The following is a 26,714-nucleotide window of genomic DNA, read 5'->3' as shown; positions in this document are numbered from 1 at the left end:
CTCAATCCTCCTTATTTACTTCCATGTCCGATGCGCCGGTAAGGCGGTATCTGGAAGGTGATACCCCCCAGAAAGACTTAAAACGCTTGGAAAAGTAAAACAGGTCACTGTAGCCGGACTGCTCTGAAATCTGGGCAATGGTCATCTCCGTGTGCTGCAGCAGATCTCTGGCATGTTCCATTCTGCATTTGGTAATGTAAGAAGTAAGGGAAATCCCCTGTATTTTCGTAAAACTGCGGCTCAGGTAAGAAGGGCTGATCAGCAGTTCTGACGCTATGGTATTAAGGCTGAGACAGGCCTTGGCAAAATCCCGGTCAATGATCTTTTGGGACTGTAGGACTACTTCCTCAATGAAATGGTGGTCGCCCTGTTCCTGGTCGCGCATGAAAGCTGAAAAAAGGCGGGCAAATGTTTCCTTTATTTCCTCCAGCCTGAGCCCGGATTGGATCAGATCCGTGCAGGACAGAGAGTTCCAGTCGTTTTCGCTGCTCAGGATATCCAGGTGTCTCTCCGCTGCATGGTGGATCGCGATTCCCATCAGGGATACAATTTCAGATTCAAGGGCATGAATGGGAAACAGATGTTTTTTCATCAAAAGAAAAATCTTATCCAGAACGCGGAGCACGGCTGTATCCTGCTTCCCGGACAGGTCCAGTCTGAGCCGGTTGTTTAAGGCAGTCAGGCTGTCTAAAACCGGGAGGGAGGGCATAAAAACCTGGCTCACATCAATGGTTTCACCATAAATCGTGCGGAGCCAGAAAAACTGAAGGCTGTTCTGATAGGCGGCAAGGATATCACCGGCTTTTCCCGATGCGGATATGGAATAGCCTGACAGGAGGGATAGGTGGAAACGCTCCTTAACCAGTTTCTGCACCAGATCTGTCAGTTCCTGGCCTGATATGGAGGAGGGGAGACCTTCTAAAATAATAACGGAACGCCCGTAACCATCCGGTGTGATCAGATAAAAACCAAAAGGGGAAAGAATCTGCTCGGCACAGTTGTTCATGGCCAGCCGGTCAGCCTGCTTTTGGCCGTTATGCTTGTTCTGTTTGTCTTTAGAAATTGTATCAAGGATCAGGACAATGTACCGGGATGAGGGGCGTATGCCGTATGTTTCCAACAGTTCTTCCCCACGGGCCGGGACATGGCCTGTATAAAGGCTTCGGAAAAAATTACGCTGTGTTTCCTGTTCTATGACGGCACTGGTCCATTCCAGCTGCAGCAAAGCTTTTGTGCGGTTGTTTTCACGGTCCAGGGTTTCCTTAAGGGATATGACGGCGTCCGTAAGTGTTTCCGGTTTAATGGGCTTAAGGAGATAATCACTTACTCCGTATTTTAACGCTTCCCTGGCATATTCAAAGGTGGCAAATCCTGTGAGGATGATCACATGAGGACGCTTTTTTGCGTCCAGAAGCTTTAGAAGATCCATGCCGCTCTGTCCGGGCATGGAAATGTCCAGCAGGATCAGCTCTACCCCGTTGTGCTCCAGAAATTCCATGGCCTGGGATACACTGGAGGCTTCACCTGCATACTGAAAGTCATAGTTCTCCCATGGAATACAGCAGCGGATATGCTGGCGTATGTAATATTCGTCATCAACGATTAAAAAACGATACATCATGAGCCATCTTCCTTTCATCTTTCCTGTGGTCCTCAGCCATTTTCACAGGAAACAGCAGACAGATCACAGTCCCCTTTCCAGGCGCCGAATCGATGGAAATGGAGACTGAGTCCCCCAGGTTCAGCCGAAGCCGTTCTTCAATGCTGCGGATCCCAAAGGAGATGCCCGGCCGGGAGACTGATTCCCCTGAAAGGCAGTTCAGCTGTTCCTTTGTCATACCGGATCCATTGTCCATAACAGTCAGACAGATCCTATCTGATTTCCTTACACATGAGATAAGAATCTTTCCCGGAATACTGCCGGAGGAAAAGTCAGGGGCAGAGGCAAAAGCATGAATAATGGAGTTTTCCAGAAGAGGCTGTAGGGTAAGCTTGGGAAGGCAGCAGTCCATTACATGATCCTCTGCCTGAATGTCCCAGGTGAACATAGCGGGATAGCGCTTGTCCATGATGCGCATATAATGTTCTGAAATCTCCAGTTCCGCCTTTAGGGAAATGATGGAATCTCCCTGGTTTAAGACTGCCCGGTAGAATTGTGAGATATCATGGATCATGGAAACAGCAGTGGAATTCTCGCCGATGGTGACCATGCCGCACAGGTTTTCCAATGTATTATAAAGAAAATGAGGCCGCATCTGCATTTGGAGATAGGCCACCTCATATTCTTTTTTCCGTTCCTCAGAAGTACGGATCTGTTCCATTAAATGTTCTGTATTAGCCGCCATCTGATCGATCTGATTGGCAAGGGAGCCGAGCTCATCATGAAAAGCTGCATGGATCCGTGTGGAGTAATCTCCCTGGGATAGAAGCTTTACCTTACTTACGATCAGCTCCAGCGGTGCCAGAAAATACCGGGTTGCCTGATGGAATACAAGGAAGGACAGAACCAAAGCTCCAATGCCAATAAATATTATAACCGTTACAAGGACATAGGAATCACGGTAAACAGAAGCTTTGGACACCAGGGTGGCAGTGTTGGCAGAGAGACGGTCATAGGGCTTGGTGACCATAAGCTGCGAGTCATCCAGTATGACAGGGGTTCCTGACAGGGGAGTGGGGGAGTAGAGATCCTGGGGGAACAGCAGGACATAGGCGGCATCGCCGGACAGCTCAGAGGGAAAAAGGCCGGTTACACTTTTTTCCGCCAGGGTCAGGGACAGGATACCGCGCAGGTGTCCGCCCAGATTATACATTTTCCTGATAAATACAAACTCCGCACAGCTGGGATCCCCTTCTCTGGGAATTACATACCAGTGGTGGGAATACCCATCGGATAAAAAGGTTTCAATCAGCCTTTCCTGGCCGGGAGAGGTTTTTAAACCGCTTTCTTCATTAAAGGCGCGGTAAAAGCTCTTTCCGTCATATGTAAAAAACGCCATGGAGTAGATATCTTTTTGAACACTTAAAAACTCCAGCAGATGGCTGGTTATGGTAGTGGAATAGAGATAGGAGTCATAATAATCTGAATTTTTTTGGGTTTCATATGTCTCCTTATATGCCTCATTGACAACAAAATGTAGGGATGCATTCTCAACACGGTCCAACAGTGCATCCAGCCGTTCCGATGCCAAGGTGGCTTGCTGTTCCAGGGATGCAACGGATTTCTGTCTCAGCATCCGGTTGCTGATAAAACCTATGCCTGCAGCAATACAGATGATAATGATAAGGTTGATCGCCATACAGAATAGATTGAGACGGAAACGCAATGAGGTTTTTCTGAACAGAGCCATTAAAATCTCCTTTCCTAATACAGTCCTATCATACTATAATAAAAATAATATTGTCAATTTTCTGGAGATAACCAGACAAAAAAATACAAAAAAGACAAGAAAGTATAAATATATTGAGAATAAATGGGGAGGGGGAAGATAATGAGCGAAAAAAAGGAGAATAACTGCAAAAAAATACAAAGAATAGAGAAAGCGCCTCCATGGTAATAGAGAATATAGATGATAGAATAAATTCAGATAGAAAAACGAGGAGGAGAAGCTAATGAAAAAGGGGTTATCACTGGTAATGGCAGCCGCCTTGGCGGCAGGACTTTTAACCGGATGCGGGGCATCTGGAGGACAGGAGCAAAAAGTCACAACAGAAGCAGTGAAGGAGGAATCAAAAGAAGGGGAATCTAAGAAGGAGGGATCTAAAAAAGAAGAATCAAAGAATGAAACGGTAAAGATAACGTATCTATCCCGTTTTGTAAACCCGGAATTGGTAAGGGCCGGTTACTACATTGAAAAGTTAAACCAGTTTCGTGAGGAAAACCCAAACATCGAGATCGAGGATATTTCCATTGGTGATGACTCGGAAGCTTTTAAGGCAAAGATTAATGCCGGAGTTGCTTCAGGAGACCTGCCGGACCTGTTTATTGCTAATAATGGGTTTCCTCTGGCCCAGTGGGTTGAAAACGGTTTGGTGGCAGACCTGACTGAGGTGGTGAAATCGCCTGATTGGACAGGCCCGTCTTCGGATGAGATGCTGGAAGCATTTACTTTTGGCGGCAAGGTCTATGGTGTTCCCAATGCGCTAAATACAGGGCAGGTATTTGTAAATACCGGATTGCTGAAAGAACATGGGATCACTCAGGTACCAAGAACCTGGGAAGAAATTGAAGCCATGGCGCCTGTATTGAATGAGGCAGGGATCGTTCCCTTTGGTGTGGCGGCCAAGAGCAAAGCAGAGGTGGGGCGGTTCATAAGCGCACTGTCCTGCATGATGTACGGTATACAATTCCGTGATCAATTGGCGGACGCCGCAATTAAGTGGGACGGTGAAGAAGGAATGTCCATTGCAAAACAGTTTAAGACCTTTATCGATGAGGGAGTGCTGGATCCGGACGCTGTTTCATTTGAAGTTCAGGACACCATCTCACTGTTTGAACAAAAGCAGGTGGCTATGATGTATACGGCAGCGTACCATTTTGACCGGTTCCAGCAGATGGAATTTTCAGATGATATTGTGTGCGTGAATTTTCCTTCCTTCAGTGATAAGCCTGAGAATAAGGATATTTGGATCGCCAGCGCCAGCGAAGGATTTATGATTTCCTCAAAACCTGGGACACCGGAGTATGATGCTGCCTGCAGACTGCTGTCATTTATGCTTTCAGCCGATACATTCAAGGGCTATGCGGAACGCAACGGCGGCGGGGCATTCCCTGTGGATTTTGATTTTGATCTTTCCAAGGCCAAAAATGTGGTAGGCAGCTTTATGGAGGAATTTTCAAAGAGATCGGCATCCACGGATGAGTTTACGGCATATCTGAATAATGCCAGTCTGGTGGACACAACAAGAACGGAATTTCAGTCCCTGTTTGTGGGCAGAAGTCCTGAAGAAGTGTGCAAGACCCTGGCGGAGCAGTATTCAAAGGAAGGGCGGTAGCTCTTTAAAGGGCACTGCGTTAGGAAAGGAGCTGCCATATGAGGTTTCGTATAAATGGCAAAAAATATTCGCCGGAAGGGATACTGCTCCTCCTTCCGGCCCTTCTTCTATATGGGGCAGTTATTGTGTTTCCGGTATGCAGCACATTTTATACTTCTTTTTTTGAATGGAACGGGATCAAGCAGCAGGCGTACCGCTTTGTGGGGCTTGAGAATTACAGGACCTTTTTTCACGATTATCAGACAGCCACCGCGTTTAAAAATGTGTTTATGCTGGCAGGCACCGGAGTGATCCTGACGATCCCCATAGCCTTTTTTCTGGCCACGGTTATCAATCAGAGGTTCAGGGGACTGCGCTTGTTTAAGACGTTTTATTTCATGCCCGTGGTCATCAACCGGATTGCAATCAGCCTGATGTTTACATTTATCCTCTATCCAAAGATGGGACCTGTCACCGTGCTTTTAAAAGAATTGGGCATCCGTGGGGTGAATATCCTGGGAAATTATTCCACAGCCATGCCGGCAGTATGCCTGATCTATATGTGGTGCGATGCGGGCTTTCAGATGATCGTGTTTTCATCTGGGCTGGCAGCTATACCGGATGAGATCTATGAGGCGGCCCAGATTGATGGGGTGAGCAGTTTTCAAAAGCTGCGTTATATTACGCTCCCTATGATGAAGTCCACGTTTAAGATCGTGCTGGTATTTGTATTTACAGGGGCATTTAAAATGTTCGACCTGGTAATGGGCCTGACATCAGGCGGGCCTGGCGGGGCCACAGAGGTTCCCAACACCCTGCTTTACAACAATGCTTTTACGTACAGCCGCCTGGGATATGCGGATTCTATTGCGGTGGTGGTGGTTCTTATCTGCCTGGCATTTTCATTTGTTGTCAATCTGGTGTTCCGCCAGAGGGACTGAGAAAGGATGGGGATTATGAAAAAGAAGGTAACACCTGGAAAAATACTGTATTGGTCAGCGGCGTCAGTATGGTTCATGGCGGCGGCGTTTCCGCTGTATTTTACATTTATTTCGTCCTTTAAGGATAACAGCCAGATATTCAGCGCATTTCTGGTACCCACATTCCAGCCGGTCTTTGAAAATTATGTAATGGCCCAGAAAATGGCCGGTATCCTGAGGGCCACAGCCAATTCGCTTCTTGTATCCATCAGCGCCATTGCGATCATGCTGCTGTTTTGTACCATGGCGGGCTATGTGACGGCAAGAAAAAAGGTTCCCTTTGCATCCGCGTTTTCCGGCCTGTTGATCGCGGCCCTTATGATCCCCATACAAAGTGCCATTGTACCCATTGTGCAGATGGTGAGCAGTTTGGGTCTGAAGAACCACCTGTGGACGCTGACCATCATATATGCCGGATTAAATATGGCGCTTGTATTTTTTATCATGAAGAATTATATCGAGGGAATACCCTCGGATCTGGATGAGGCCGCGATGATCGATGGGTGCAGCTTGACCAAGATCGTCATGCTGGTCATCATACCGGTGGCCAAACCCGCCATGGCAACCTGTGCGATTATCACGTTCCTGTTTACATACAACGAACTGCCCATTGCCAATGTCCTGATCAATGACAAAAATTTAAGGACTATATCCGTGGCACTTTTAAGCCTGAAAGGAGATTTTGGGGTATTGTACTCAGTAATCTTTGCGGCCATCATGATATCATTGGTACCCACGGTCACCATCTACCTTCTGGCCCAGGAAAAAGTGGAAAAGAGTATTGCAAGCGGCATGGTGAAAGGATAGCAAGGAGGAGACAAATATGAAATGCGATATTTTGATCAAGGATTGTACCGTTATGACACAAGATTATTCCACGCCTGAGCACATGGCAGTGGCCATTGACCACTCCATGGTGCTGGAGGTGGGGGAAACAAAGGAGATGGAAGAAAGATACCAGGGGATCACGGTGCTGGATGGGCGGGGAAAGCTTGTAATGCCCGGGCTTACGGATGGACACACCCACGTGTGCCAGCAGCTGCTCAGAGGCAGGATCTCCGATGAATTTCCCATGATCTGGACCAGATTCCTGGTACCCTTTGAGAGCAGCCTTACAGAGGAGGATGTGGCGGCCAGCGCCAGGCTTGCATGCCTGCAGATGATCAAGTCAGGAACAACATCCTTTGCGGATGCCGGCGGTACCTATATGGAACAGGTGGCTGAGGTGGTGCTGGAATCCGGAATGAGGGCGGCTTTAAGCCGTTCCACCATGGATAAGGGGGACATGATACCGTCCTCCATGAAGGATTCCGCAAAAACATGCATCCAAAGGACAGAGGAACTGTACAGGAATTACAATGGGAAAGGAGACGGCAGGCTGGCTGTCTGGTTTGGACTGCGCCAGATCATTTCCTGCTCCGATGAACTGATTCGCATGACAGGGGCGCGGGCAAAGGAGTTAAACACAGGGATCCATTTACATTTGGCCGAACATAAGGACGAGGTGGTCTATTGTCTGGAGCAGTATCATTTAAGGCCGGTGGAATACCTGCATAAGATAGGAGTCCTTGGGAAAAACGTGGTCGCGGCCCACTGTGTGGCTGTTGCGGACAGGGAGATACCTTTGATGGCGGACAGCGGTATGAAGGTGGTCCATTGTCCCAGAGCTAATTTCTGCTGTCAGGGGTTCCCCAAGACTCCCCAGCTGTTAAACCGAGGGGTAACCGTAGGACTGGGAAGCGATGGGGCTGCCAGGGATGATATCAGCATATTTGAGGAAATGAAAACCATCCGGACCGGATTGACTGCTGCATGGGGGCTTCCTGTATTTGACTCCACAGCACTGCCCAATCACGATATTTTGAGGATGGCAACCATGGGAGGCGCTGCCGTCATGCGGATGGAGGGGGTAAAGGGGGCTGTAGAAGCAGGGGCAAAGGCGGATCTTATATTGATCCATACCCATGCCCCCCATTTGGAACCTACCAGCAATCTGGCCTACACTGTGGCGGAGACGGCTTATGGCAGTGATGTCAGCGATTCCATAATTGACGGAAGACTGGTCATGAAGGACAGGCAGGTGCTGACGCTGGATGAGGAGGCCGTTTTGGCGGACGCAGGACATAGGATGAGGAAGGTCTATGAAAGGGCCGGAATTTAAGATGGAAGATGTATGATTGCACATCATGTAAAGAGAGGGGATTTGGTTTGGAGCGGTATAATCAGAAAAATATGGTGTTAAAAAATGTGAGGCAGCCAAATGAAGAACGCTTGGATCCGGTTCCCCTTTCTGATTCCACCATGGCGGAGAGACGGAAAAACGTATTCTGCGCCATGGAATGGGAACAGATAGACTGCCTAATGATTTATGGGGATTTAGAGCATGGCTCTAATTTTGAATATCTTACGGGTTTTCTTCCTCGATTTGAGGAGGCGCTGCTGGTGATCCACCGCAGGGATCCGGCCTTCATGCTGCTGGGAAACGAAAACATGAAAATGTCCGGTCATTCCAGGATACCGGCCCAGGCAATCCATGTACCGGGATTTTCACTGCCCGATCAACCATCAGACAAAGGGCTTTCAATCGAGGACGGGCTTATCAAAGCAGGGGTTGCTGAAGCAAAACGGATAGGGATTGTGGGATGGAAGCTGTTTAAAGAAAATGGCTCCGGTCAGGAGGAGATGTTTGATGTTCCGTATTATATTATCGCCGCGCTTAAAAAGCTGGCCGGAGCAAAAACGCAGATCATAAATAAGACAGATATTTTTATCCATCCCGGCCATGGGGTCCGCACTGTGAACAATTGCAATGAGATCGCACATTATGAATTCGGTTCAGCTCTTTCCGGTCAATGTGTCCTGGATGGTATGAACCAGGTAGAGCCGGGAAGGAGTGAAATGGAGGTTGGAAACTGCCTGAAGATCTGGGGGCAGCCAAACAGTGTAGTGTCGATCAGCGCAACCGGTGAGCGGTTCCAGGGCGCATCCCTTTACCCGGGGAGGAAACGGATAAAAATAGGTGACAAAATATCCTTAACAACGGGTTTTAAGGGGGGTCTTACCAGCCGGGCCGGATATGCGGTAAGCTGCAAGGAGGAGCTTCCCGCCGCGGCCAGGGATTATCTGGAACGTGTGGCAGCTCCTTATTACGGGGCTATGGCGGCATGGCTGGAACAGATCAGGATCGGAATGAGCGGAGGGGAGCTGTACCAGCTGATAGAAACCGTACTGCCTAAGGAGGTGTATGGATGGAGCCTGAACCCGGGGCATTTGACTGCTGATGAGGAATGGCTTTCATCTCCTGTGTGGAAGGGATCAAACCAGATACTTAAGAGCGGTATGCTGCTGCAGGCAGATATTATTCCCAGTGTTCCGGGCTATGGAGGGGCCGGGGCCGAAAGCGGGATCGCTCTGGCGGACGAGGAGTTGAGACACCAGCTTAAGGAATATTATCCGGATGTGTGGAAACGGATAGAGGATAGGAGGAGCTATATGAAGGCGGAATTGGGGCTCATCCTGCATCAGGAAGTATTGCCCTTATCCTGCCTTACCGGGTATTACCGGCCGTTTATGCTGGACCGAGATCAGGCATTTGCAGTTCATCCTTTATGAAAGTATGTCCTGAGAAAGGAATTGTTTGATGAGATTAAGTGCTCTTGATATGGATGCCTAGTCATCCCATGAATTTTGATTAATTACAATTTCCTATTGACTAAACTCAATACATATGATAAAAATAGATTATATTCATGGGATGAATTAAAAGCGTTCTGACAGACAGACGCAAAGTGCCATAACAAGGAGGAAACAGCGGCATGAAACAGCTATATGATGTACTCATTATCGGCGGCGGCGTGGTGGGAAGTGCCATTGCCAGGGAAATGTCCAGATATGACCTGAAGATAGGCGTTCTGGAGAAAAACCTGGATGTGTGCTATGAGACCAGCGGGCGCAATTCCGGCGTGGTCCACGGGGGGTTTGCATATGATACAGGCTCACTGAAAGCAAAGCTCTGTGTGGAAGGAAACAAAATCATGGGACAACTTGCAAAGGAGCTGGATTTTAAATTCATCCGCTGCGGCAAGGTATTGGTAGGGAACACCCAGGAGGATATGGATACCCTGAAGCGCACCATAAAGCAGGGCGAGTCAAACGGGGCCTCCGGGCTGGAGCTGGTCGATAAGGAACGCCTTCATGAGCTGGTTCCCGCAGTGGTGGGGGAGTTTGCCATGTTTTCACATAACAGCGGAATCGTGGACCCCTTTAACTACACCATTGCCCTGGCTGAGAACGCCCATGCCAATGGAGTGGATTACTATTTTGACCACCAGGTAACTGCTATTGAGCGTGATGATGACGGCATTTATGGTCTTACCACGTCCCGTGGAGTGTTCCATACGCGCTGGGTGGTGAACAGCGCCGGACTAGGCTGCGGCCATATTTCCGATCTGCTGGGAATCAAAGGCTATAAGATCATTGGCTCCAAAGGCGACTATATCATACTGGACAAGAGGACCGGGCCGTTGCTTCCCATGCCCGTTTATCCGGTGCCCAGCAATACTTATATGGGGATCCATGTTACCAATACCACGGACGGCAATGTGATCATCGGGCCGAATGCGGATATGGTGACTGATTTTACATACTATGGCGTTCCCCAGGAAAATATGGATTACCTGGCGGAGAGTGCCTCCGGCCTGTGGCCCTGCATCCGCAAGCAGGACTATATCCGCAACTATTCCGGCATCCTTCCCAAGTGGGTGGATGACAATGGGGCGATACAGGATTTCAGGATAGAGATCCGGGATGAGATTGCTCCCAGGGCCATCAACCTGGTGGGCATTGAATCCCCGGGACTGACCGCCGCGGTGCCGATTGCGCGGTATGCCATCGGACTGATGGCGGAGCGGGAGAAGCTGGAGCCCAACCCTGGCTTCCAGCCTGTGCGCAGGGGGATCACAAGGTTTGAGGAGCTGACAAAGGAAGAACAGAACCGGCTGATACGGGAGAACCCTGACTACGGCGAAGTGATCTGCCGTTGTGAAAAGGTGACCAGGGCTGAAATCCTTGCCGCGATCCATAATCCCCTGGGTGTGGGCACCATGGCAGGCATCAAGTACAGAACACGCTCCATGATGGGGCGCTGCCAGGGCGGCTACTGCCAGATGCGGATCGCGCAGATGATAGAGGAAGAACTGGGCAAAAAAGAAACGGAAGTGCAGTATGCTGGAAAAGGCTCTCAGATGTTTTTCGGTAAAGTCAGGCAGGAGGTGTAGGATATGGATGAGCAGATGAATAAAAACACAGATACCCCCACGAACCAAATCAGAACAGAGTCGGTGGACGTCCTTATTGTGGGAGGCGGCCCCGCGGGTCTGGCTGCCGCGGTCCAGCTGTATCACAGGGGAATCCGCAGTATCCTGATCGTGGAAAGGGAAAAGCAGCTGGGCGGGATCCTGCGCCAGTGCATCCATGATGGCTTTGGCCTTACCCGGTTTAAAACAACACTCAGCGGGCCTGAGTACGCAAAGCGTTTTATTGATGAGGTAAATGAGCTTCAGATCCCCTATATTACGGATGCCGCCGTACTGGAAGTGACGGACACAAAGCTGGTGACAGCGGCCACCCGTGACGGCTTAAGACAGTGGAAGGCCGGAGCAGTCATTCTCACCATGGGCTGCAGGGAGAGGACAAGGGGAGCGCTGGGAATCCCGGGAGAACGCCCCGCCGGCGTGTTCACCGCAGGTGTTGCCCAGGCCTATATCAACCTTTATAACATTATGCCTGCCAGGGAAGTGGTGATACTAGGCTCCGGTGATATCGGCATGATCATGGCCAGACGTCTGACCCTTGAGGGAGCCCATGTCCAGGCTGTGTTTGAGATCCAGCCATACCCCAGCGGCCTTCCCCGCAACATTGAACAGTGCCTGAATGACTATAACATTCCGCTGTACCTGAGCCATACGGTTACTGCGATCCATGGAAATGAGCGTCTTACGGGTGTGACCATCTCCCGGGTGGATGAACATTTTAAACCCATTCCGGGCACGGAAAAGGAATACAGCTGTGACACGCTGATCCTCTCAGTGGGCCTGATCCCTGAAAATGAATTGTCATTGGATGCAGGTGTAACCCTGGATGGCAGGACCAAGGGAGCGCTGGTGGATGAATATTTCCAGACCAATGTGGAAGGTATCTTTGCCGCGGGCAATGTTCTCCATGTCCATGACCTGGTGGATTTTGTGTCCATGGAGGCTGAGGCTCTGGCTGACTCTGCAGCGGAATATATCAGGGAGGGAACGCTTCCCGACTGCCCGGTTGAAATAAGGACGGACAGGAATATAAACCATACCGTTCCCCAGCGCGTCAGCGGAACCCGCGGATTTAAGCTGTCCATGCGTGTTAACCGCCCCATAAAGGAATGCCGGATCGTTGTGCGCCAGGATGGTGTGGAGATTGCTGCAAAGAAAATGAAAAAGGCCATACCGGCAGAGATGATCCAGATGACCATTGACCCGGATAAACTTACAGCGGCCGGAGATCTGGAGGTGTGTGTGGAATGCTGAGAGAATTTACATGTATCATCTGCCCTAACGGGTGTGAGATCAGGGCTGAAATAGGGGAAAAAGAGAATGGGGCTGTGGAGATCCTCTCCATTGAAGGGGCTGCCTGTAAAAAGGGCAGCGCATATGTGGAACAGGAATTAAAGGATCCCCAGCGCAATATTGCCACGTCTGTCCTTGTAAAGGGAGGGATCCTGCCCCTTGCAAGCGTGCGGCTGACATCCCCTATTCCCAAATGCCGTATATTTGATGCCATGGCTGAAATCAGAAAATGTACCCTCACTGCTCCTGTAGAAGCAGGAACCGTGGTCATCCATACTCTTCTGGGATATGATACGGACGTGATCGTGACCAAGGAGATACCTGTATCTGCGGAAAAGTAATATATTATATCGAACTGTTACTCGAATTAAATATATTAGAAATCAAAAGCTTCCCAAAGCATAGATGCCGTACCGGCATATACGCTGGGAAGCTTTTTGCATAGGGGTCATTATGTTGACCGCAATCTTGGTCTTGGTCCCTGCATTGATATGTGTTTGTCTCCTACAGGAAATAGTCCGGGAATTTTTTCTTTAATATGTTCTGGTCAACAAGGGCTGTGGATATGTGTTCCACCATTGCCTTTCCTGCCTCCTTGGCATCCCGGTTTTCCAGGGCTTTGCAGATAGCCAGGTGTTCACTGATAACACGGTCGGAGATTGCGATATGGTAGCTTAGTTTTCGCTGGCGGTCAAAGTGGGGCATTACATTCTGCATGGTATCATAGATAAAGGACATGCTGCATATATCGTAAAATTCCTTGTGAAAGGCGATGTCCAGGGACAGGAACTTCTCAAAATTTTCCCTGGGGCCTCCGGAAGCATAATCTTTCTGGAGTGTGATGGTGTCATAGAGATTGTCCAGGTTGCTTTGGGAGATAAGGCCGCAGCTCATCTCGGCCAAAGGCCCCTCGATCATCCTGCGCATGGTGCACACCTGTTCCACGATCTCCGAATTGATCAGGGACACAAAAATCCCGCGCTGGGGATAGCTTTCGATCAGCTGTCCATTGGTAAGGGAAAGGATAGCTTCCCGCACCGGTGTCCTGCTTATGTTCAGTTCTTTTGATATCTCCATATCTGATATCTTCTGTCCCGGTTCAAAATTAAGGTTGATAATCTGGTATAGAAGATACCTCTGCGCGTATTCACGGGCAGTTTCCCCCGGCCTTTGAGTGAAATAGTCCATATTCAAGTCTCCTTTGGCAGTATACATATATTAATACCACAATTTGAGTAATATATTAAGTTATATAATCGTTAAGTTTTGCTTTCCAATAGTATATCGCTGTATTTGTTAATCTGTCAAGTGAGACAACGGCCTATAATATATAATAATACAGTATGTCAATAGGATGTTAACAAACCTTAACAGTCAAAATACACAAATATAAATTCAAATAAACGTGAAATGTAACAAAAGTATCGTTAAAAAAATATTTAATATTGCATTTGTAACTGAAAAATAGTATATTATCGGCACAAAGATATATTACATATACGTTAATATATCGTTAAGATTCTTAATAATAGTATTAAGAAGACAGGGAGATAAGAAGAGGAGGATTCAAACATGAAGAAAAACATGAAAAAAATCTTAGGCGTAACACTGGCAGCATGTATGGCGGTATCATCACTGGCAGGATGCAGCAATTCACCGGGCAAGCAGGCGGCGGCACCGGCCGGAGGAGAGTCGGCGGCAGGGGGATCGGCAGCCCAGTCCACAGCAACCGGAGACCCCATTAAGGTAGGTGTTTCCAACATGGTGACAGGACCCATGGCAGCCGGCGGCATCCGTATGAAACAGGCCATTACAATGGCATTTGAAGAGATCAATGCAAACGGCGGCGTGCTGGGCGGAAGACCCCTTGAGATGGTGCTGGTAGATGATACGGGGACACCAACCGGAGCTGTTAACGCGGTTAACAAGATTTTGGGTGAGAACGTATCTGTCTCCATCGGACCCCACACCTCCCCAATGGCATCTGCAACACAGGAACTTTACAGAAAAGCAGGCGTTCCCTTTATCTCAGCAGCTACATCACCAAAGCTTCTGGAAGCTGAGAATCCATATTTTTTCCGGATTTCCGTATCTGACGGAGCAGTGGGACCAGCTATGGTAGAGTTTGCAAAGGACAAGTTTGGAGCAAAGAAGATCGGCGCCCTGTATGATACAGACGACTATGGCGTGGCTGCTGACGGAGCGACCAAGCAGTACTGTGCGGACAACGGCATTGAGTATTATTCCGAAGGATTTACCTCAGGCGACAAGGACCTGACCTCCCAGCTTTCCAAGATCAAGGGATGGGGACCGGATGTTGTGTTTGATTTTTCCCATGACGCTGAGGCGGCCCTGATCGTACGTCAGCTGGACGAGCTGGGTATGGGCGATATCCCACACGTTGGACCAAACGCACTTGCACAGTCCCAGACCTATGACCTGTGTGATGCAAAGCAGCTGGAAGGCACCTATGCATCCACTGACTTCTACGCAGATGAGTCCAATGAAGCTATGAAAAAATTCCTGGATGATTTCCATGCTCGCTGGGGTGAGGATGTGGAGAGATACGCGGCAATGTACTACACAGCAGCATATCTTGCAGCAGATGCCATTGACAGGGCCGGATCCGACAAACCGGAGGATATCAGGAAAGCGCTGTCCGAGACAAAGGACTTTGACGCCGTATTCGGCAAGCTGAACTGCAGTGCCCAGGGCGAGATGAACACCAACCTGTACATCCTGGAATTTGACGGCGAGAAGAATATGAACGTAACACAGCAGATATCCCTTGATTAATGGGGGATAACGGGCCGCTGCACTAAGCTTGTGGGATACCCCGCTAAGTGCCGGTGACATGTATCGCACGTAAGCGGCTAAAAAACAGCCGCTACGTGCTTATAACAAGGAGGTTTACATATGCAGGTATTTGTACAGCTGCTTATTACCGGTGTTGCCATGGGCTTCATCTATGCCCTGGTAGGTATTGAGTACACGCTTATATGGAATTCAACCGGGCTCCTTAATTTCAGCCATGATAAATTCATTCTCTTTGGCGCCTATATGTTTGCAGGCTCCTATGTATTGAGCTTAGGGCTCCCGCCGGTACTGGCAATCCTGTGCACGGTCCTTACCATGTTCCTGCTTGGTATGGTAAGCGCATTTGCGATCTTTAACCCCCTGAGCAGATTATCAACGAATTTATTTGCTGTAATTGGAACCGTTATACTTGGCAGGATCATCACGGAATGTGTACGACTGATCTGGGGACCGCTGCCGTTTACCCTGGACAACTTCCTTAGGGGCTCTTTTCACCTGGGCCCCATCGTAGTGTCCAAGGCACACATTGTGATCATTGTTGTGTGTTCCATCATCACGGCAGGCCTTCAGATCTTCTTTAAGACCACCAAAATGGGAAAGGCTATGCGCTGCGTGTCTGAGAACAAGACAGCCGCGTCCCTTATGGGCATCAATGTTCCCATGAACATTGCATTTACAGTTGGCCTGTCAGCCCTGATCTGCGCCACTATCGGCGTTCTGGTTATACCGATTTTTAACGTAGAGCTGCAGATGTCATCCATGATAGGCCTGAAGGGCTTTGCATCAGGCGTGATCGGCGGGTTTGGATACCTTCCGGGCGCCATTGTAGGCGGCATCCTCCTGGGGGTTGTGGAAATCTTTGGAAGCATGATCATCCCGTCTGTTTATAAGGACTGCCTGTCCTTTGTGCTGCTGATCATCTTCCTGTTGATTAAGCCTTCAGGAATCTTAGGAAACAGGAGATAAGGAGGAGAGCTATGAAAAAGAATAAATCAGCAATGATCATTGCATTGGCAGCGATTGCTCTGGCAGCGATTCTCCCTATGTTCATAACCAATAACTACCACTTAAATCTGATGATACAGGTACTCATCAATATCATCATTGTAGTGGGACTTAACTTTATAACAGGTCTTACAGGCCAGATGAACCTTGGAACCGCAGGCATCTTTTCCATGGGCGCCTACACCTCCTCACTGCTGGCCACCAAGCTGGGGATCAATCCTTGGATCTGCCTGGTTGCAGCCGTTGGCATGGGATGTCTGATCGGCATGGGGCTTGGATATCCGTCCCTGCGTGTGTCAGGCGTATACCTGGCCCTGACCACCATTGGGTTTTCGGAAATTGTCAGGATCCTGATGACCAACCTGACAGGACTGACAGGAGGCGCCCTGGGCGTCACAGGCATCCCCGCCTTCTCCATCTTCGGCTTCAAGTTCCAGAGTAACAAGGAGATCTATTACCTGTACCTGGTGATCGCGGTGCTGCTTATATTCAATGCGTACCGGATCGTTAACTCCAAGTGGGGGCGTTCCTTCCTGGCTGTTAAGGACAACCCGGACGCGGTTGAGGCAGGGGGCGTCAACATTGCCAACATTAAGATCATGGCCTTTACACTGGCGGCCATCTACGCCACCATTGCAGGCAGCCTGTATGCGCACTATGTGGGCTTTATCAACCCTAGCGCCTACAACCTGGAATTTTCAATTAACTATGTAGTTATGCTGGTGATCGGCGGTATTGGTTCCGTGCCCGGCAATGTACTTGGGGCGATCCTGGTCACCCTGGTACCTGAGTTCCTGCGGTTCATGGAGAACTATTACTGGCTTGTATTTTCCATTATCACCCTGCTGTTCGTTATCTTCCTGCCAAACGGGATCGTATCCCTGTTCAGGATCAAGCGGTCAGCGGAGAAAGCGGCGAAAGGAGGGCAGGCAAATGTCTGATAACAGGGAAGGAAAATCTGTTTTAACCTTAAAAAATGTTACAAAACGTTTCTCTGGACTGGTTGCGGTCAATGACCTGTCCCTTGATATGAAAGAGCGCACCATCCACGCCCTGATCGGACCAAACGGCGCGGGCAAATCCACGGCCATCAATATGATAACCGGACTTCTACCCCTGACCGAAGGTGAGATCTATCATGAGGGCACCAAGATCAGCGGTATGAGCGCGCACCAGATCGCCCAGACACGCTGCAGCCGTACCTTCCAGAACCTGAAGCTGTACCGTTCCATGACCGTAAAGGAGAACCTGATGATGGGCAGCATGATGGATATGAAGCAGGGCTTCTTCCCGTTCATATTCAACTTCGGGGCAGCGGCAAAGGAGGAGAAGCTGGTGAGTGAAAAGGCTGACTCCATCCTGGAGTTTATCGGGCTTAAGGATCTGGCCAATGAATTTCCGGCCAACATGCCTTATGGAAAGCAGAAGCTCACCGAGCTGGCCCGCTCTCTGATGTCAGACCCCAAGCTGTTGTTTTTAGATGAGCCGGCAGCCGGTCTGAACCCGTCCGAGCGCGTGGAATTTGTGAATATCATGCTGAAGGTATTTGATTCCGGCATCGACATTTTCCTGATCGAGCATAACATGGATGTTATTATGAACATCAGCAATTATATTACGGTTATCAACTTCGGCGCAAAGATCGCCGAGGGCACGCCGGAGGAGATCCAGCAGGATCCGGTGGTTATCAAGGCTTACCTGGGCGACCGGTATAAGCAGAACATGGCAAGGGGGGCTGCACATGCTTAAGGTAAATGGAATTGACGTATATTATGGCAAGGTCCAGGCTCTGTTTGACGTATCCATTGAGGTGGGCGACAATGAGATCGTCTCCATCATCGGAGCCAACGGGGCAGGCAAGACAACCCTAATGAAATCCATCATGGGCATCAACAAGCCGAAGAAGGGGACCATTGAGTACAACGGACAGGTTATCAGCGGCCTGCCTTCCCACAAGGTGGTGGGCCATAAGATCGTGTATGTGCCGGAGGGGCGTGAAATATTTCCCAACATGACCGTGCAGGAGAACCTGGAAATGGGGGCTTATTCCGTTAAAATGTCCAAGCCGGACATGGACCGCCATCTGGAAGAGCAGTATGATATTTTCCCAAGGCTTAAGGAGCGTGCAAAGCAGAAGGCCGGTTCCATGTCAGGCGGCGAGCAGCAGATGCTGGCCATTGCCAGGGGACTGATGTCGGACCCGGAGCTTCTGATGTTGGACGAGCCCAGCCTGGGACTGGCTCCTGTGATTGTGGACGATATGTTTGACGTGATCGTGCGCGTTAATAAAGTAAGGAATATACCCATTGCAATTGTGGAACAGAATGCGTTTATGGCCATGTCCATTTCCAACAGGACCTATGTCCTGGAGGTGGGGAACCTGGTTGCCAGCGGAGACAGCAAGGTGCTGATGGATTCAGATGATATTAAGAAGGCGTATCTGGGCGGCTGATGATGCCGGTATGATATCACGTTGTGTAAAAACAGGAGGAAATAAACCGTGAAGGCTATTAAATTTGAGGAACCATGGAAGGTTCAGTGTATTGATATTGAGAAGCCGGAGCCAAAAGAAGGCCGGGCGCTGGTTCGGGTAAGAGCGGCAGGCATTTGCGGAAGCGATATCGGGGCATTCAGAGGCACCAATCCCCTTGTGTCATTTCCAAGAATCATCGGTCATGAGATCGTGGGTGAAGTGCTGTCCATACCAAAAGATAACGGACGCGGCATTAAGATTGGCGACCATGTGATTGTGGACCCGTATCTTTACTGCGGCAAATGCTATCCCTGTTCCATCGGACGCACCAACTGCTGCACGGACCTTAAAGTGCTGGGCGTGCATGTGGAAGGCGGAATGGCGGAATATATGACCCATCCGGCTGATATGCTGTGGAAGCTGCCGGAGGATATGCCCTGGGATATCGCGCCCATGGCTGAGCCTTTGACCATTGCCCTTCATGGTATCCACAGAGGAAATCTGGCCGCAGGAGAGCACGTGGCCATCATTGGCGCAGGTCCCATCGGACTGCTGGCAGCCATGTCAGCCATTGCTTACGGCGCAGAGCCCATTGTGATCGATGTGGTGGATGAGCGTCTGGAGTTTGCAAGGGAGCTGGGCGTTAAATATACCATCAACTCCGCCAGGGAGGATATGGCCGGAAAGGTGTCTGAATACACCAATGGCCGTATGGCTGAGCTGGTGATGGAGTGCTCCGGCGCCAATGCCGCTGTCCGCTCCACCCTGGACATTGTTGCCAACGCAGGCCGCATCACCCTCACCGGATGGCCCAAGAAGGAAACTCCTCTGCCAACCGATGCCATCACCCGCAAGGAGGTGGACATCCGCGGCGCCCGCACCAGCGCAAGCGAGTTCGAGGAGGCGATCGACCTGATCTATACCGGCAAGGTGGATGTGAGAAAGATCCTTACCAAGGTCGTGACCATGGATGAGACGCCGGAGACGATCATTGACATTGAGAAGAATCCCGGCAATTATATGAAAGTGAATGTAGTGCTGGATTGATGCTCCTTTTGAATGCAGAATACCCCGGCCCCTCCTTCTGCCTGCATAAAGCTGCGTATCCCTTATATGATCGGCTTTCATGCGCATGAAGAACAAAAATCAGCGGATGCAGATTATGTTTATATGATCTGTATCCGCTGTTTCCTATGGGTTAGGGACGCAGTGCCATGCCTATCTGTCCAACACGGCCGAGGCAGCGGTCGGTATCGCGGCCGGGGTGATCGTGGCACCGGTTTTGGCCCACAGGCAGATGCGGCGTAGTTCTTGTTGAAAAAGTACAGGTATTGAAACTGCAATGATGATTGACAGGGGAGAGCAACAGCAAATTAAAAGCAGATACCGGAGTAAAACACCCGCCTTACAGATTTTCCATACGGCGGGTGTTTTTATTTGCTGCCGCCATGGTGGCAGAGGGCGGGCAGAGGGCAAAGGCTCGTGGCAACACCCAGGGCAACACCCAGCACCCTACATAAAGTCCAAAAACCATAGGAAAATAAGAAAATATGTGATATAATACGCTCCAAACAATAATCCGCATAAAAGGAGGAGATTGGGAATGACTGGAAAGCGTTCAGATTATATAACATGGGATGAGTATTTTATGGGAGTTGCCCTGCTGTCGGGAAGGCGGTCCAAGGACCCCAGCACCCAGGTGGGAGCCTGCATCGTCAGCCAGGACAATAAGATACTGTCCATGGGTTACAACGGATTTCCAAAGGGATGCTCAGATGATGAGTTTCCATGGGGAAAGGAAACGGAGCAGGAAGATCCCTATAATTCCAAATATTTCTACTCCACACACAGCGAATTAAATGCTATCCTTAATTACAGAGGGGGAAGCCTGGAGGGAAGCAAGCTGTACGTGACTCTGTTCCCCTGCAACGAGTGTGCCAAGGCCATCATCCAGGCCGGCATCAAGACCATTGTGTTCAGAGAAGACAAGTATGCCGATACCCCGGCCGTCAGGGCGTCCAAGCGGATGCTCAATGCAGCCGGAGTACGCTATTACCAGTATCAGCCAACGGGCAGGAAGATCGAGATTGAGGTATAGCCCTATGAAGATATTGCTGGTGGCTGTCAACGCCAAGTATATTCATTCCAATCTGGGCATATACAGCCTGAAGGCCTATGCCCGGCAGCAGCTGGAGGCCGATCCCCCGCGAACCCAAGATCCGGTCACCATTGAACTGGCCGAGTACACCATCAACCATCAGCTGGACGCATGTCTGCAGGATCTATACAGGAGAAAGCCCGATGTGATCGGGTTTTCCTGTTATATCTGGAACATAGAGAGTATCCGGTCCCTGGCCGCCGACATAAGAAAGCTGCTGCCCCATGTCCCCCTGTGGCTGGGCGGACCGGAAGTCTCCTATGACGCGAGAAAGGTTTTGCAGGACATGCCCTTTATTACCGGGGTCATGAAGGGGGAAGGGGAGGAGACGTTTGCACAGCTGGTCCGGTATTATGTGGATAACGGGACGGAAGATCCCGCAGACTGTGGAAAAGTCCGCGGTCAGGGCCTGTCCCGGCTTACGGGGCTTACCTACCGAGGCCCGGACGGCGTCATAACGGACACGGGCATTCGCCCTGTTATGGATCTCAGCCGTATTCCATTTTCCTATGACTGCATCAAGCTGGAGGAACTGGAACACAGGATCATCTACTATGAGAGCAGCAGGGGATGCCCCTTTTCCTGCAGTTACTGTCTTTCTTCCATAGATAAGCAGATCCGTTTCAGGAACCTGGATCTGGTTAAGGAGGAACTGCTGTTTTTCCTGAATGCCGGGGTGCCTCAGGTGAAATTTGTGGACAGGACCTTTAACTGTAAAAAAAGCCACGCCATGGCCATATGGAGGTGGATACAGGAACATGACAACGGGGTTACCAACTTCCACTTTGAGATCGCGGCCGACCTTTTGGGGGAGGAGGAGATGGAACTGTTAGCCGGTATGCGTCCCGGGCTGGTGCAGCTGGAGATTGGCGTCCAGACCACCAATGTGCAGGCCCTTGAGGCCATCCGCCGAAAGACTGACATAGATGAGATCCGCCGTATCACTTCCAGAATCAACGCGGGCAGAAATGTACACCAGCACCTGGACCTGATCGCAGGCCTGCCCTATGAGGGGATGGAGAGTTTTCAGAAATCCTTTGATGACGTGTATTCCATGGAGCCGGAGCAGCTGCAGCTGGGGTTCTTAAAAGTGTTAAAGGGGTCCTACATGGAGGAGAAAGCGCCGGACTACGGCCTGGTGTATTCATCCACTCCGCCATATGAGGTGCTTTCCACCAGGTGGCTGTCCTATGACCGGATACTGGAGCTTAAGACAGTGGAAGACATGGTGGAGGTCCATTATAACAGCAGACAGTTTACATGTACACTGAAGGCCCTTGAAAAAGAATTCCCCTCCCCTTACCAAATGTTCCTTGCCATGGGGGAATACTACCAAAAACATGGGCTGACAGGTATGAACCACAGCCGCATTGCAAGATATGAGATCCTTTTTGCAATGATAGAGGAATATCTGCACGGTCCGTCCGTGGAAGCTTACCGGGACCGTTTGACAGCGGACCTGTATCTGAGGGAAAATGTAAAAAGCCGTCCTTCCTTTGCCAGGGATCAGGCTCCGTATAAATCAAAGATCAGGGACTTTTTCATCTCTGAGGAAAAGAACCCCCGGTATCTGGCGGGCTACGAGGGCTTTGATTCCAGGCAGATGAGCAAGATGGCTCATGTGGAAGCCATGGGGGACAAAACATTGGTCCTGTTTGATTACAGGAACCGGGATCCCCTGACCTACAATGCCAGGGCATGTGTCCTGGAGTTAAACTGATCATCCTGAGAGGAAACTGTATGAAGGAAACTACAACCAGAAAAAAACGCGAGACAAAAAAAGAGCAGGCCGACCGCATCCTGCGCATCCTGGCGGCCCTGGACCGGGAGTACGGTACAGAGTACAGATGCTATTTGAACCATGAGACTCCATGGCAGCTGTTGATCGCGGTGATCATGAGCGCCCAGTGCACGGATGCCCGGGTCAATATTGTCACAGCGGATCTGTTTAAGAAATATAATACCTTGGAAAAATTTGCCCGGGCCGATTTAAAGGAATTGGAACAGGACATCCATTCCATTGGGTTTTACCATATGAAGGCAAAAAATATCATTGCCTGCTGCAGGGACCTGGTGGAGAAGTTCGGCGGGAAAGTGCCGGAGACCATAGAGGAACTGACCTCCCTGGCAGGGGTGGGACGCAAGACCGCCAATGTGATCCGGGGAAACATTTACAATGAACCCAGCATCGTGGTAGATACCCATGTGAAGCGCATTTCCGGGAAGCTGGGGCTTACAAAGGAAGAGGACCCGGAAAAGATTGAGTATGACCTGATGCGGGTACTGCCGAAGGACCACTGGATCCTCTGGAATATCCACATCATTACCCTGGGAAGGACCATCTGCATTGCAAGACGTCCCAAGTGCGTAGAGTGCTTTTTAAGGGATGAGTGCCCGGGATGTGAGTGCTGACCTTAGCGCTGCATTGCGTAAATTCCTGTGATTTACGCCATGAGGTACTAGAAATAGGAGACGGAAGAAGAGAATGATGAATTCATACATAGCCTTGGATCTGGAGACAACGGGACTTGAGGCCAAACAGGAAAAGATAACCGAGATAGCAGCCATCAAGATCATAGACGGAGCCGTTGCCGGGCAGTTTGTGACCCTTGTAAACCCTATGCGCAGGCTGGGGATGCACATTACGCGGCTGACCGGGATTACAGATGAGATGTTAAAGGATGCGCCGCCCATAGAGGATGTGATAGGGGACGTAGTGGAATTCTTTGGCGATCTGCCCCTTTTGGGGCATAATATTATGTTTGATTATAGTTTTTTAAAGCACGCGGCAGTCAACAGCCGTCTGGAATTTGAAAAGGAAGGTTTGGACACCCTGATGCTGTGCCGGGCGTTTATGCCCGGGGATGTGAAGCGGAATCTGTCCTGTGCCTGCTCTTACTATCATATATCCCAGTCCGCTGCCCACCGTGCCCAGGCCGATGCGGAGGCGGCGCACAGGCTTTACCAGGAGCTGTTAAAGCTCCACAGCCAGGACAGACCGGAACTGTTCACCTCAAAACCCTTGATTTACAAGGCAAAAAGGGAGCAGCCGGCCACAAAAAGGCAAAAAGAATACTTGCAGGATTTAGTAAAATGTCATAGAATAGACATAACTGTGCAGATTGATGATATCAGCCGCAGCGAGGCATCGCGGATGATCGACACCATTATCTCCCAGTACGGAAGGATTCCAAGGCAAATCTCTTAAATATAGATAGATAAATGAAGAGATTCGAGGCATATTAATATTAAAGAAGGTGAATGTACATGATGAATATGAGCGATCCTAAGATGAAGAAGATTATTTCAACCATCATTGTTGTAGTGTTAGTTCTGGCAATGATCGTGCCCATGGCACTCAGCGCCCTGATGTACTAAAATCCGTTCTGGGCTTATATATATAACTCAGGATGTGAAGGAAAAGAATTTATGTAACCGGGAAGAGGAGAAATTATGAAAAAAGCAATAGGAAATGCCGGTTTGGCGGCAGTCATAAGTATAGGGCTGCTTGCGGCATTTCCAGTGATCGCCTGGGCCGCGCCCGTGCTTCCTGTGGGAATCAGCATAGGCAGCCAGAGTCTGGCAGGGATGACGGCGGAGGAGGCCAGGTCCGCAGTGGAACAGTATGTAAATGGGCTGGCGGGCCAGAAGGTGATCCTGAACGTGGACGGACAGGACGTTGAGACCACGGCAGGGGAGCTGGGCTTTCACTGGAGCAACACCGATGCAGTAGACCAGGCAGCCAGCCAGTATGCGGGGGGCAGCCTCATCAGACAATATATGGTCCAGAAGGATCTGGCGTCCGCGCCCGTGGATCTGGAACTGGACACGGAAGTGGATTCCGCAAAGGTAAAGGCATTTGTGGATACCCAGTGTCAGGCAGTGACAGCCCAGCCCCAGGATGCGACCATAACCAGGGAGAACGGCCAGTTTGTCATTACGGATTCTGTGGCGGGCAAGGTGGTTGACGCAGCGGCCACGGAAGCGGCCCTGAATGAAGCCCTGGAAGGCGGACTGGAAGAACCTGTAAAAGTGACGGCAGAGGTGGCTGAGCAGCAGCCGGCCATCACCACAGAGGCCCTTGCAACCATTCAGGATGTGCTGGGGACCTATACAACTGATTTCAGCAGCAGCGGTGCAGCACGCTCCACCAACCTGGCGGTAGGCGCGGCCAAGATCAACGGCCATCTGCTTATGCCCGGGGAGGTTTTATCCGGTTATGAATGCCTGCAGCCATTTACAACAGCTAACGGCTATAAGACCGCGGCGGCCTATGAGAACGGCCAGGTCGTGGACAGTATCGGCGGAGGTGTGTGCCAGCTTGCCACTACACTGTATAACGCATCACTGGAGGCCGAGGTGGAGATCGTTCAGAGACAGAACCACTCCATGATAGTGACCTATGTAAAACCATCCAGGGATGCGGCCATTGCAGGCACATACAAGGATATTAAGATTAAGAACAATTACAGCACTCCGATTTACGTGGAGGGTTACACCGAAGGCAGGAAGCTGACTTTTACCATTTACGGAAAAGAGACGCGTCCGGAAAACCGCAAAGTGGAATATGTATCCGAAACCCTTGGAAGCACCAGTCCGGGAGAACCCCAGCTGATCGTGGACAATACACTGGCGCCGGGGGCAAAGGTGAAGGTCCAGTCCTCCCATACAGGACTCAGGTCCAGGCTATGGAAAGTGGTGACCGTGGACGGCGTGGAGCAGGAGAGGACCCTTCTCAACAAGGATACCTACAATGCATCCAAGGCAATCTACCGTGTAGGTCCCGCTCTTCCGGCCGATGTACCGCCGGATCCCAATGCAGCCGCTCCAGTGGAGACGGCACCGGTTGAGACCGCACCGGTGACCGGCGTGGACGGCGGACCGGGTGTGACGCAGCCGGCGCCTACAGAGGCGGCGCCAGACCCGGCGCCGGCAGATCCGGCTCCGGTACAGGCAGATCCGGCGCCTACAGAGGCGGCACCTGACCCGGCACCGGTTGTGACACCTGTACCGGAGGCAGCGGGATGAGGACCGCAGGCCAGGGACCGGGGGGATTTGAGAAGCGGGAAGGCTTCATGAAACCCGGTCAGGATCTGGTGATGGCGGGATTTACAGGCTTTGCCGGGACCTGCAGGATCGGAGCGCGTAAGAGAGGGGAGCTTGAGGCGCATTTTTCCCCCATGTTCTTAAACTGCCTGGAACAGGCGGAAGAAAGCTGTGTGAGACAATGGATGGAACGTGAGCTGTCGCAGAAGGATTGTGCTGTGACAGCCCACGAATATGCAGGAGAGGGCGGCGTATTAGCTGCCCTTTGGAATTTATCCGGAATTTTTAATGTTGGGATCGATGTGGATCTAAGGGCGCTGCCCATCCGGCAGGTGACCGTGGAAGTGTGTGAACTATATGAGCTGAATCCCTACAGGCTGCTCTGCGGTGACTGTGTCATCATGGCATCGGACCGGGGAGGGCAGCTGGTAAGACGCCTGAAAGCAGCGGGGATCCCCGGCGCGGTGATCGGATGTGTGACCGGGGGCATTGCAAGGCAGATCCGCCATGGAGAGGAGACCGTGGGTTATCTGGAGCGGCCAAAGCCTGACGAACTGTTAAAGATCACAGATAGTTACGCAGTACAGCACTAGCGCTCTGTTTGTTCAGGGCGTTGGTTCTGCATATAAATATAGAAAGCGGAGGATGTTATAACC

General features: G+C 50.4%; 23 protein-coding genes. 20 read left to right on the top strand and 3 right to left on the bottom strand.

Going from position 1 to position 26,714, the window contains the following annotated elements:
- Window position 1: 1 nt before the first annotated feature.
- Together CLFS41_RS16870 and CLFS41_RS16865 are read right to left on the bottom strand one after the other, a co-directional pair.
- Window positions 2-1,621, bottom strand: coding sequence for a response regulator (locus CLFS41_RS16870; RefSeq protein ID WP_045092947.1), 1,620 nt, complete (start codon window positions 1,619-1,621; stop codon window positions 2-4).
- Window positions 1,596-3,350, bottom strand: coding sequence for a sensor histidine kinase (locus CLFS41_RS16865; RefSeq protein WP_045092946.1), 1,755 nt, complete (start codon window positions 3,348-3,350; stop codon window positions 1,596-1,598). The genes CLFS41_RS16870 and CLFS41_RS16865 overlap by 26 nt, the downstream gene beginning before the upstream one ends.
- A 262-nt stretch (window positions 3,351-3,612) precedes the next feature.
- Here CLFS41_RS16865 and CLFS41_RS16860 point away from each other — a divergent pair, with 262 nt between their 5' ends.
- From CLFS41_RS16860 to CLFS41_RS16825, 8 genes are all read left to right on the top strand, one after another.
- On the top strand, window positions 3,613-4,995 hold the full coding sequence (locus tag CLFS41_RS16860) for an extracellular solute-binding protein (protein WP_007869778.1): 1,383 nt from the start codon (window positions 3,613-3,615) through the stop codon (window positions 4,993-4,995).
- 38 nt (window positions 4,996-5,033) lie between these two features.
- A complete protein-coding gene (locus tag CLFS41_RS16855; RefSeq protein WP_007869773.1) occupies window positions 5,034-5,915 on the top strand; it encodes a sugar ABC transporter permease in 882 nt (293 codons plus the stop codon).
- A gap of 15 nt (window positions 5,916-5,930) precedes the next feature.
- Entirely contained in the window at window positions 5,931-6,761 is an 831-nt protein-coding gene (locus CLFS41_RS16850) for a carbohydrate ABC transporter permease (RefSeq protein ID WP_007869770.1), read from the top strand.
- Between the two features lie 16 nt (window positions 6,762-6,777).
- Complete coding sequence (locus CLFS41_RS16845) at window positions 6,778-8,115, top strand: amidohydrolase (protein ID WP_045092945.1); 1,338 nt, start codon at window positions 6,778-6,780, stop codon at window positions 8,113-8,115.
- Window positions 8,116-8,162: 47 nt separating this feature from the next.
- The gene (locus CLFS41_RS16840) at window positions 8,163-9,566 is read left to right on the top strand and encodes a M24 family metallopeptidase (RefSeq protein WP_082082626.1); all 1,404 of its coding nucleotides are present in this window, start codon (window positions 8,163-8,165) and stop codon (window positions 9,564-9,566) included.
- 203 nt (window positions 9,567-9,769) lie between these two features.
- Window positions 9,770-11,230 carry an NAD(P)/FAD-dependent oxidoreductase gene (locus tag CLFS41_RS16835; RefSeq protein ID WP_045092944.1) on the top strand — a complete coding sequence of 487 codons (1,461 nt, stop codon included), beginning with the start codon at window positions 9,770-9,772 and terminating at the stop codon, window positions 11,228-11,230.
- A 15-nt stretch (window positions 11,231-11,245) separates the two neighbouring features.
- Window positions 11,246-12,520: an FAD-dependent oxidoreductase gene (locus CLFS41_RS16830; protein WP_045093056.1), complete on the top strand. Its 1,275-nt coding sequence runs from the start codon at window positions 11,246-11,248 to the stop codon at window positions 12,518-12,520.
- Window positions 12,514-12,900, top strand: coding sequence for a DUF1667 domain-containing protein (locus tag CLFS41_RS16825; RefSeq protein WP_045092943.1), 387 nt, complete (start codon window positions 12,514-12,516; stop codon window positions 12,898-12,900). The genes CLFS41_RS16830 and CLFS41_RS16825 overlap by 7 nt, the downstream gene beginning before the upstream one ends.
- Before the next feature lie 163 nt (window positions 12,901-13,063).
- Here CLFS41_RS16825 and CLFS41_RS16820 read toward each other — a convergent pair whose 3' ends face one another.
- Entirely contained in the window at window positions 13,064-13,747 is a 684-nt protein-coding gene (locus tag CLFS41_RS16820; protein ID WP_007869756.1) for a GntR family transcriptional regulator, read from the bottom strand.
- Window positions 13,748-14,131: 384 nt separating this feature from the next.
- Here CLFS41_RS16820 and CLFS41_RS16815 point away from each other — a divergent pair, with 384 nt between their 5' ends.
- The 12 genes from CLFS41_RS16815 to CLFS41_RS16760 all read left to right on the top strand — a co-directional run bounded on the left by CLFS41_RS16815 (window position 14,132) and on the right by CLFS41_RS16760 (window position 26,651).
- A complete protein-coding gene (locus CLFS41_RS16815; RefSeq protein ID WP_045092942.1) occupies window positions 14,132-15,355 on the top strand; it encodes an ABC transporter substrate-binding protein in 1,224 nt (407 codons plus the stop codon).
- 120 nt (window positions 15,356-15,475) lie between these two features.
- Window positions 15,476-16,342 (top strand): branched-chain amino acid ABC transporter permease, encoded by an 867-nt coding sequence (locus CLFS41_RS16810; RefSeq protein WP_007869751.1) that lies wholly within the window; start codon window positions 15,476-15,478, stop codon window positions 16,340-16,342.
- Between the two features lie 11 nt (window positions 16,343-16,353).
- Complete coding sequence (locus CLFS41_RS16805; RefSeq protein WP_045092941.1) at window positions 16,354-17,322, top strand: branched-chain amino acid ABC transporter permease; 969 nt, start codon at window positions 16,354-16,356, stop codon at window positions 17,320-17,322.
- Window positions 17,315-18,130: an ABC transporter ATP-binding protein gene (locus CLFS41_RS16800; RefSeq protein ID WP_007869746.1), complete on the top strand. Its 816-nt coding sequence runs from the start codon at window positions 17,315-17,317 to the stop codon at window positions 18,128-18,130. Before CLFS41_RS16805 ends, CLFS41_RS16800 begins: the two co-directional genes overlap by 8 nt.
- A complete protein-coding gene (locus CLFS41_RS16795; RefSeq protein ID WP_007869744.1) occupies window positions 18,123-18,833 on the top strand; it encodes an ABC transporter ATP-binding protein in 711 nt (236 codons plus the stop codon). Before CLFS41_RS16800 ends, CLFS41_RS16795 begins: the two co-directional genes overlap by 8 nt.
- Window positions 18,834-18,881: 48 nt before the next feature.
- Window positions 18,882-19,901 carry a zinc-binding alcohol dehydrogenase family protein gene (locus CLFS41_RS16790; RefSeq protein WP_045092940.1) on the top strand — a complete coding sequence of 340 codons (1,020 nt, stop codon included), beginning with the start codon at window positions 18,882-18,884 and terminating at the stop codon, window positions 19,899-19,901.
- A 556-nt stretch (window positions 19,902-20,457) separates the two neighbouring features.
- Window positions 20,458-20,952 (top strand): dCMP deaminase family protein, encoded by a 495-nt coding sequence (locus CLFS41_RS16785; RefSeq protein ID WP_045092939.1) that lies wholly within the window; start codon window positions 20,458-20,460, stop codon window positions 20,950-20,952.
- Window positions 20,953-20,956: 4 nt separating this feature from the next.
- Complete coding sequence (locus CLFS41_RS16780) at window positions 20,957-22,732, top strand: B12-binding domain-containing radical SAM protein (RefSeq protein WP_045092938.1); 1,776 nt, start codon at window positions 20,957-20,959, stop codon at window positions 22,730-22,732.
- A gap of 20 nt (window positions 22,733-22,752) precedes the next feature.
- Complete coding sequence (gene nth, locus CLFS41_RS16775) at window positions 22,753-23,424, top strand: endonuclease III (protein WP_007869654.1); 672 nt, start codon at window positions 22,753-22,755, stop codon at window positions 23,422-23,424.
- 73 nt (window positions 23,425-23,497) lie between these two features.
- A complete protein-coding gene (locus CLFS41_RS16770) occupies window positions 23,498-24,220 on the top strand; it encodes a 3'-5' exonuclease (RefSeq protein WP_045092937.1) in 723 nt (240 codons plus the stop codon).
- 245 nt (window positions 24,221-24,465) lie between these two features.
- Window positions 24,466-26,040 (top strand): VanW family protein, encoded by a 1,575-nt coding sequence (locus CLFS41_RS16765; protein WP_007869648.1) that lies wholly within the window; start codon window positions 24,466-24,468, stop codon window positions 26,038-26,040.
- Entirely contained in the window at window positions 26,037-26,651 is a 615-nt protein-coding gene (locus CLFS41_RS16760; RefSeq protein ID WP_045092936.1) for an AIR synthase, read from the top strand. The genes CLFS41_RS16765 and CLFS41_RS16760 overlap by 4 nt, the downstream gene beginning before the upstream one ends.
- Window positions 26,652-26,714: the final 63 nt, after the last annotated feature.

This window comes from Clostridium sp. FS41, assembly GCF_000954015.1.
In the GTDB taxonomy this organism is placed as follows: Bacteria; Bacillota; Clostridia; order Lachnospirales; family Lachnospiraceae; genus Enterocloster; species Enterocloster citroniae.
The sequence above is the reverse complement of the archived record's forward strand: the minus strand, read 5'-3'. Positions and strand labels throughout refer to the sequence as shown.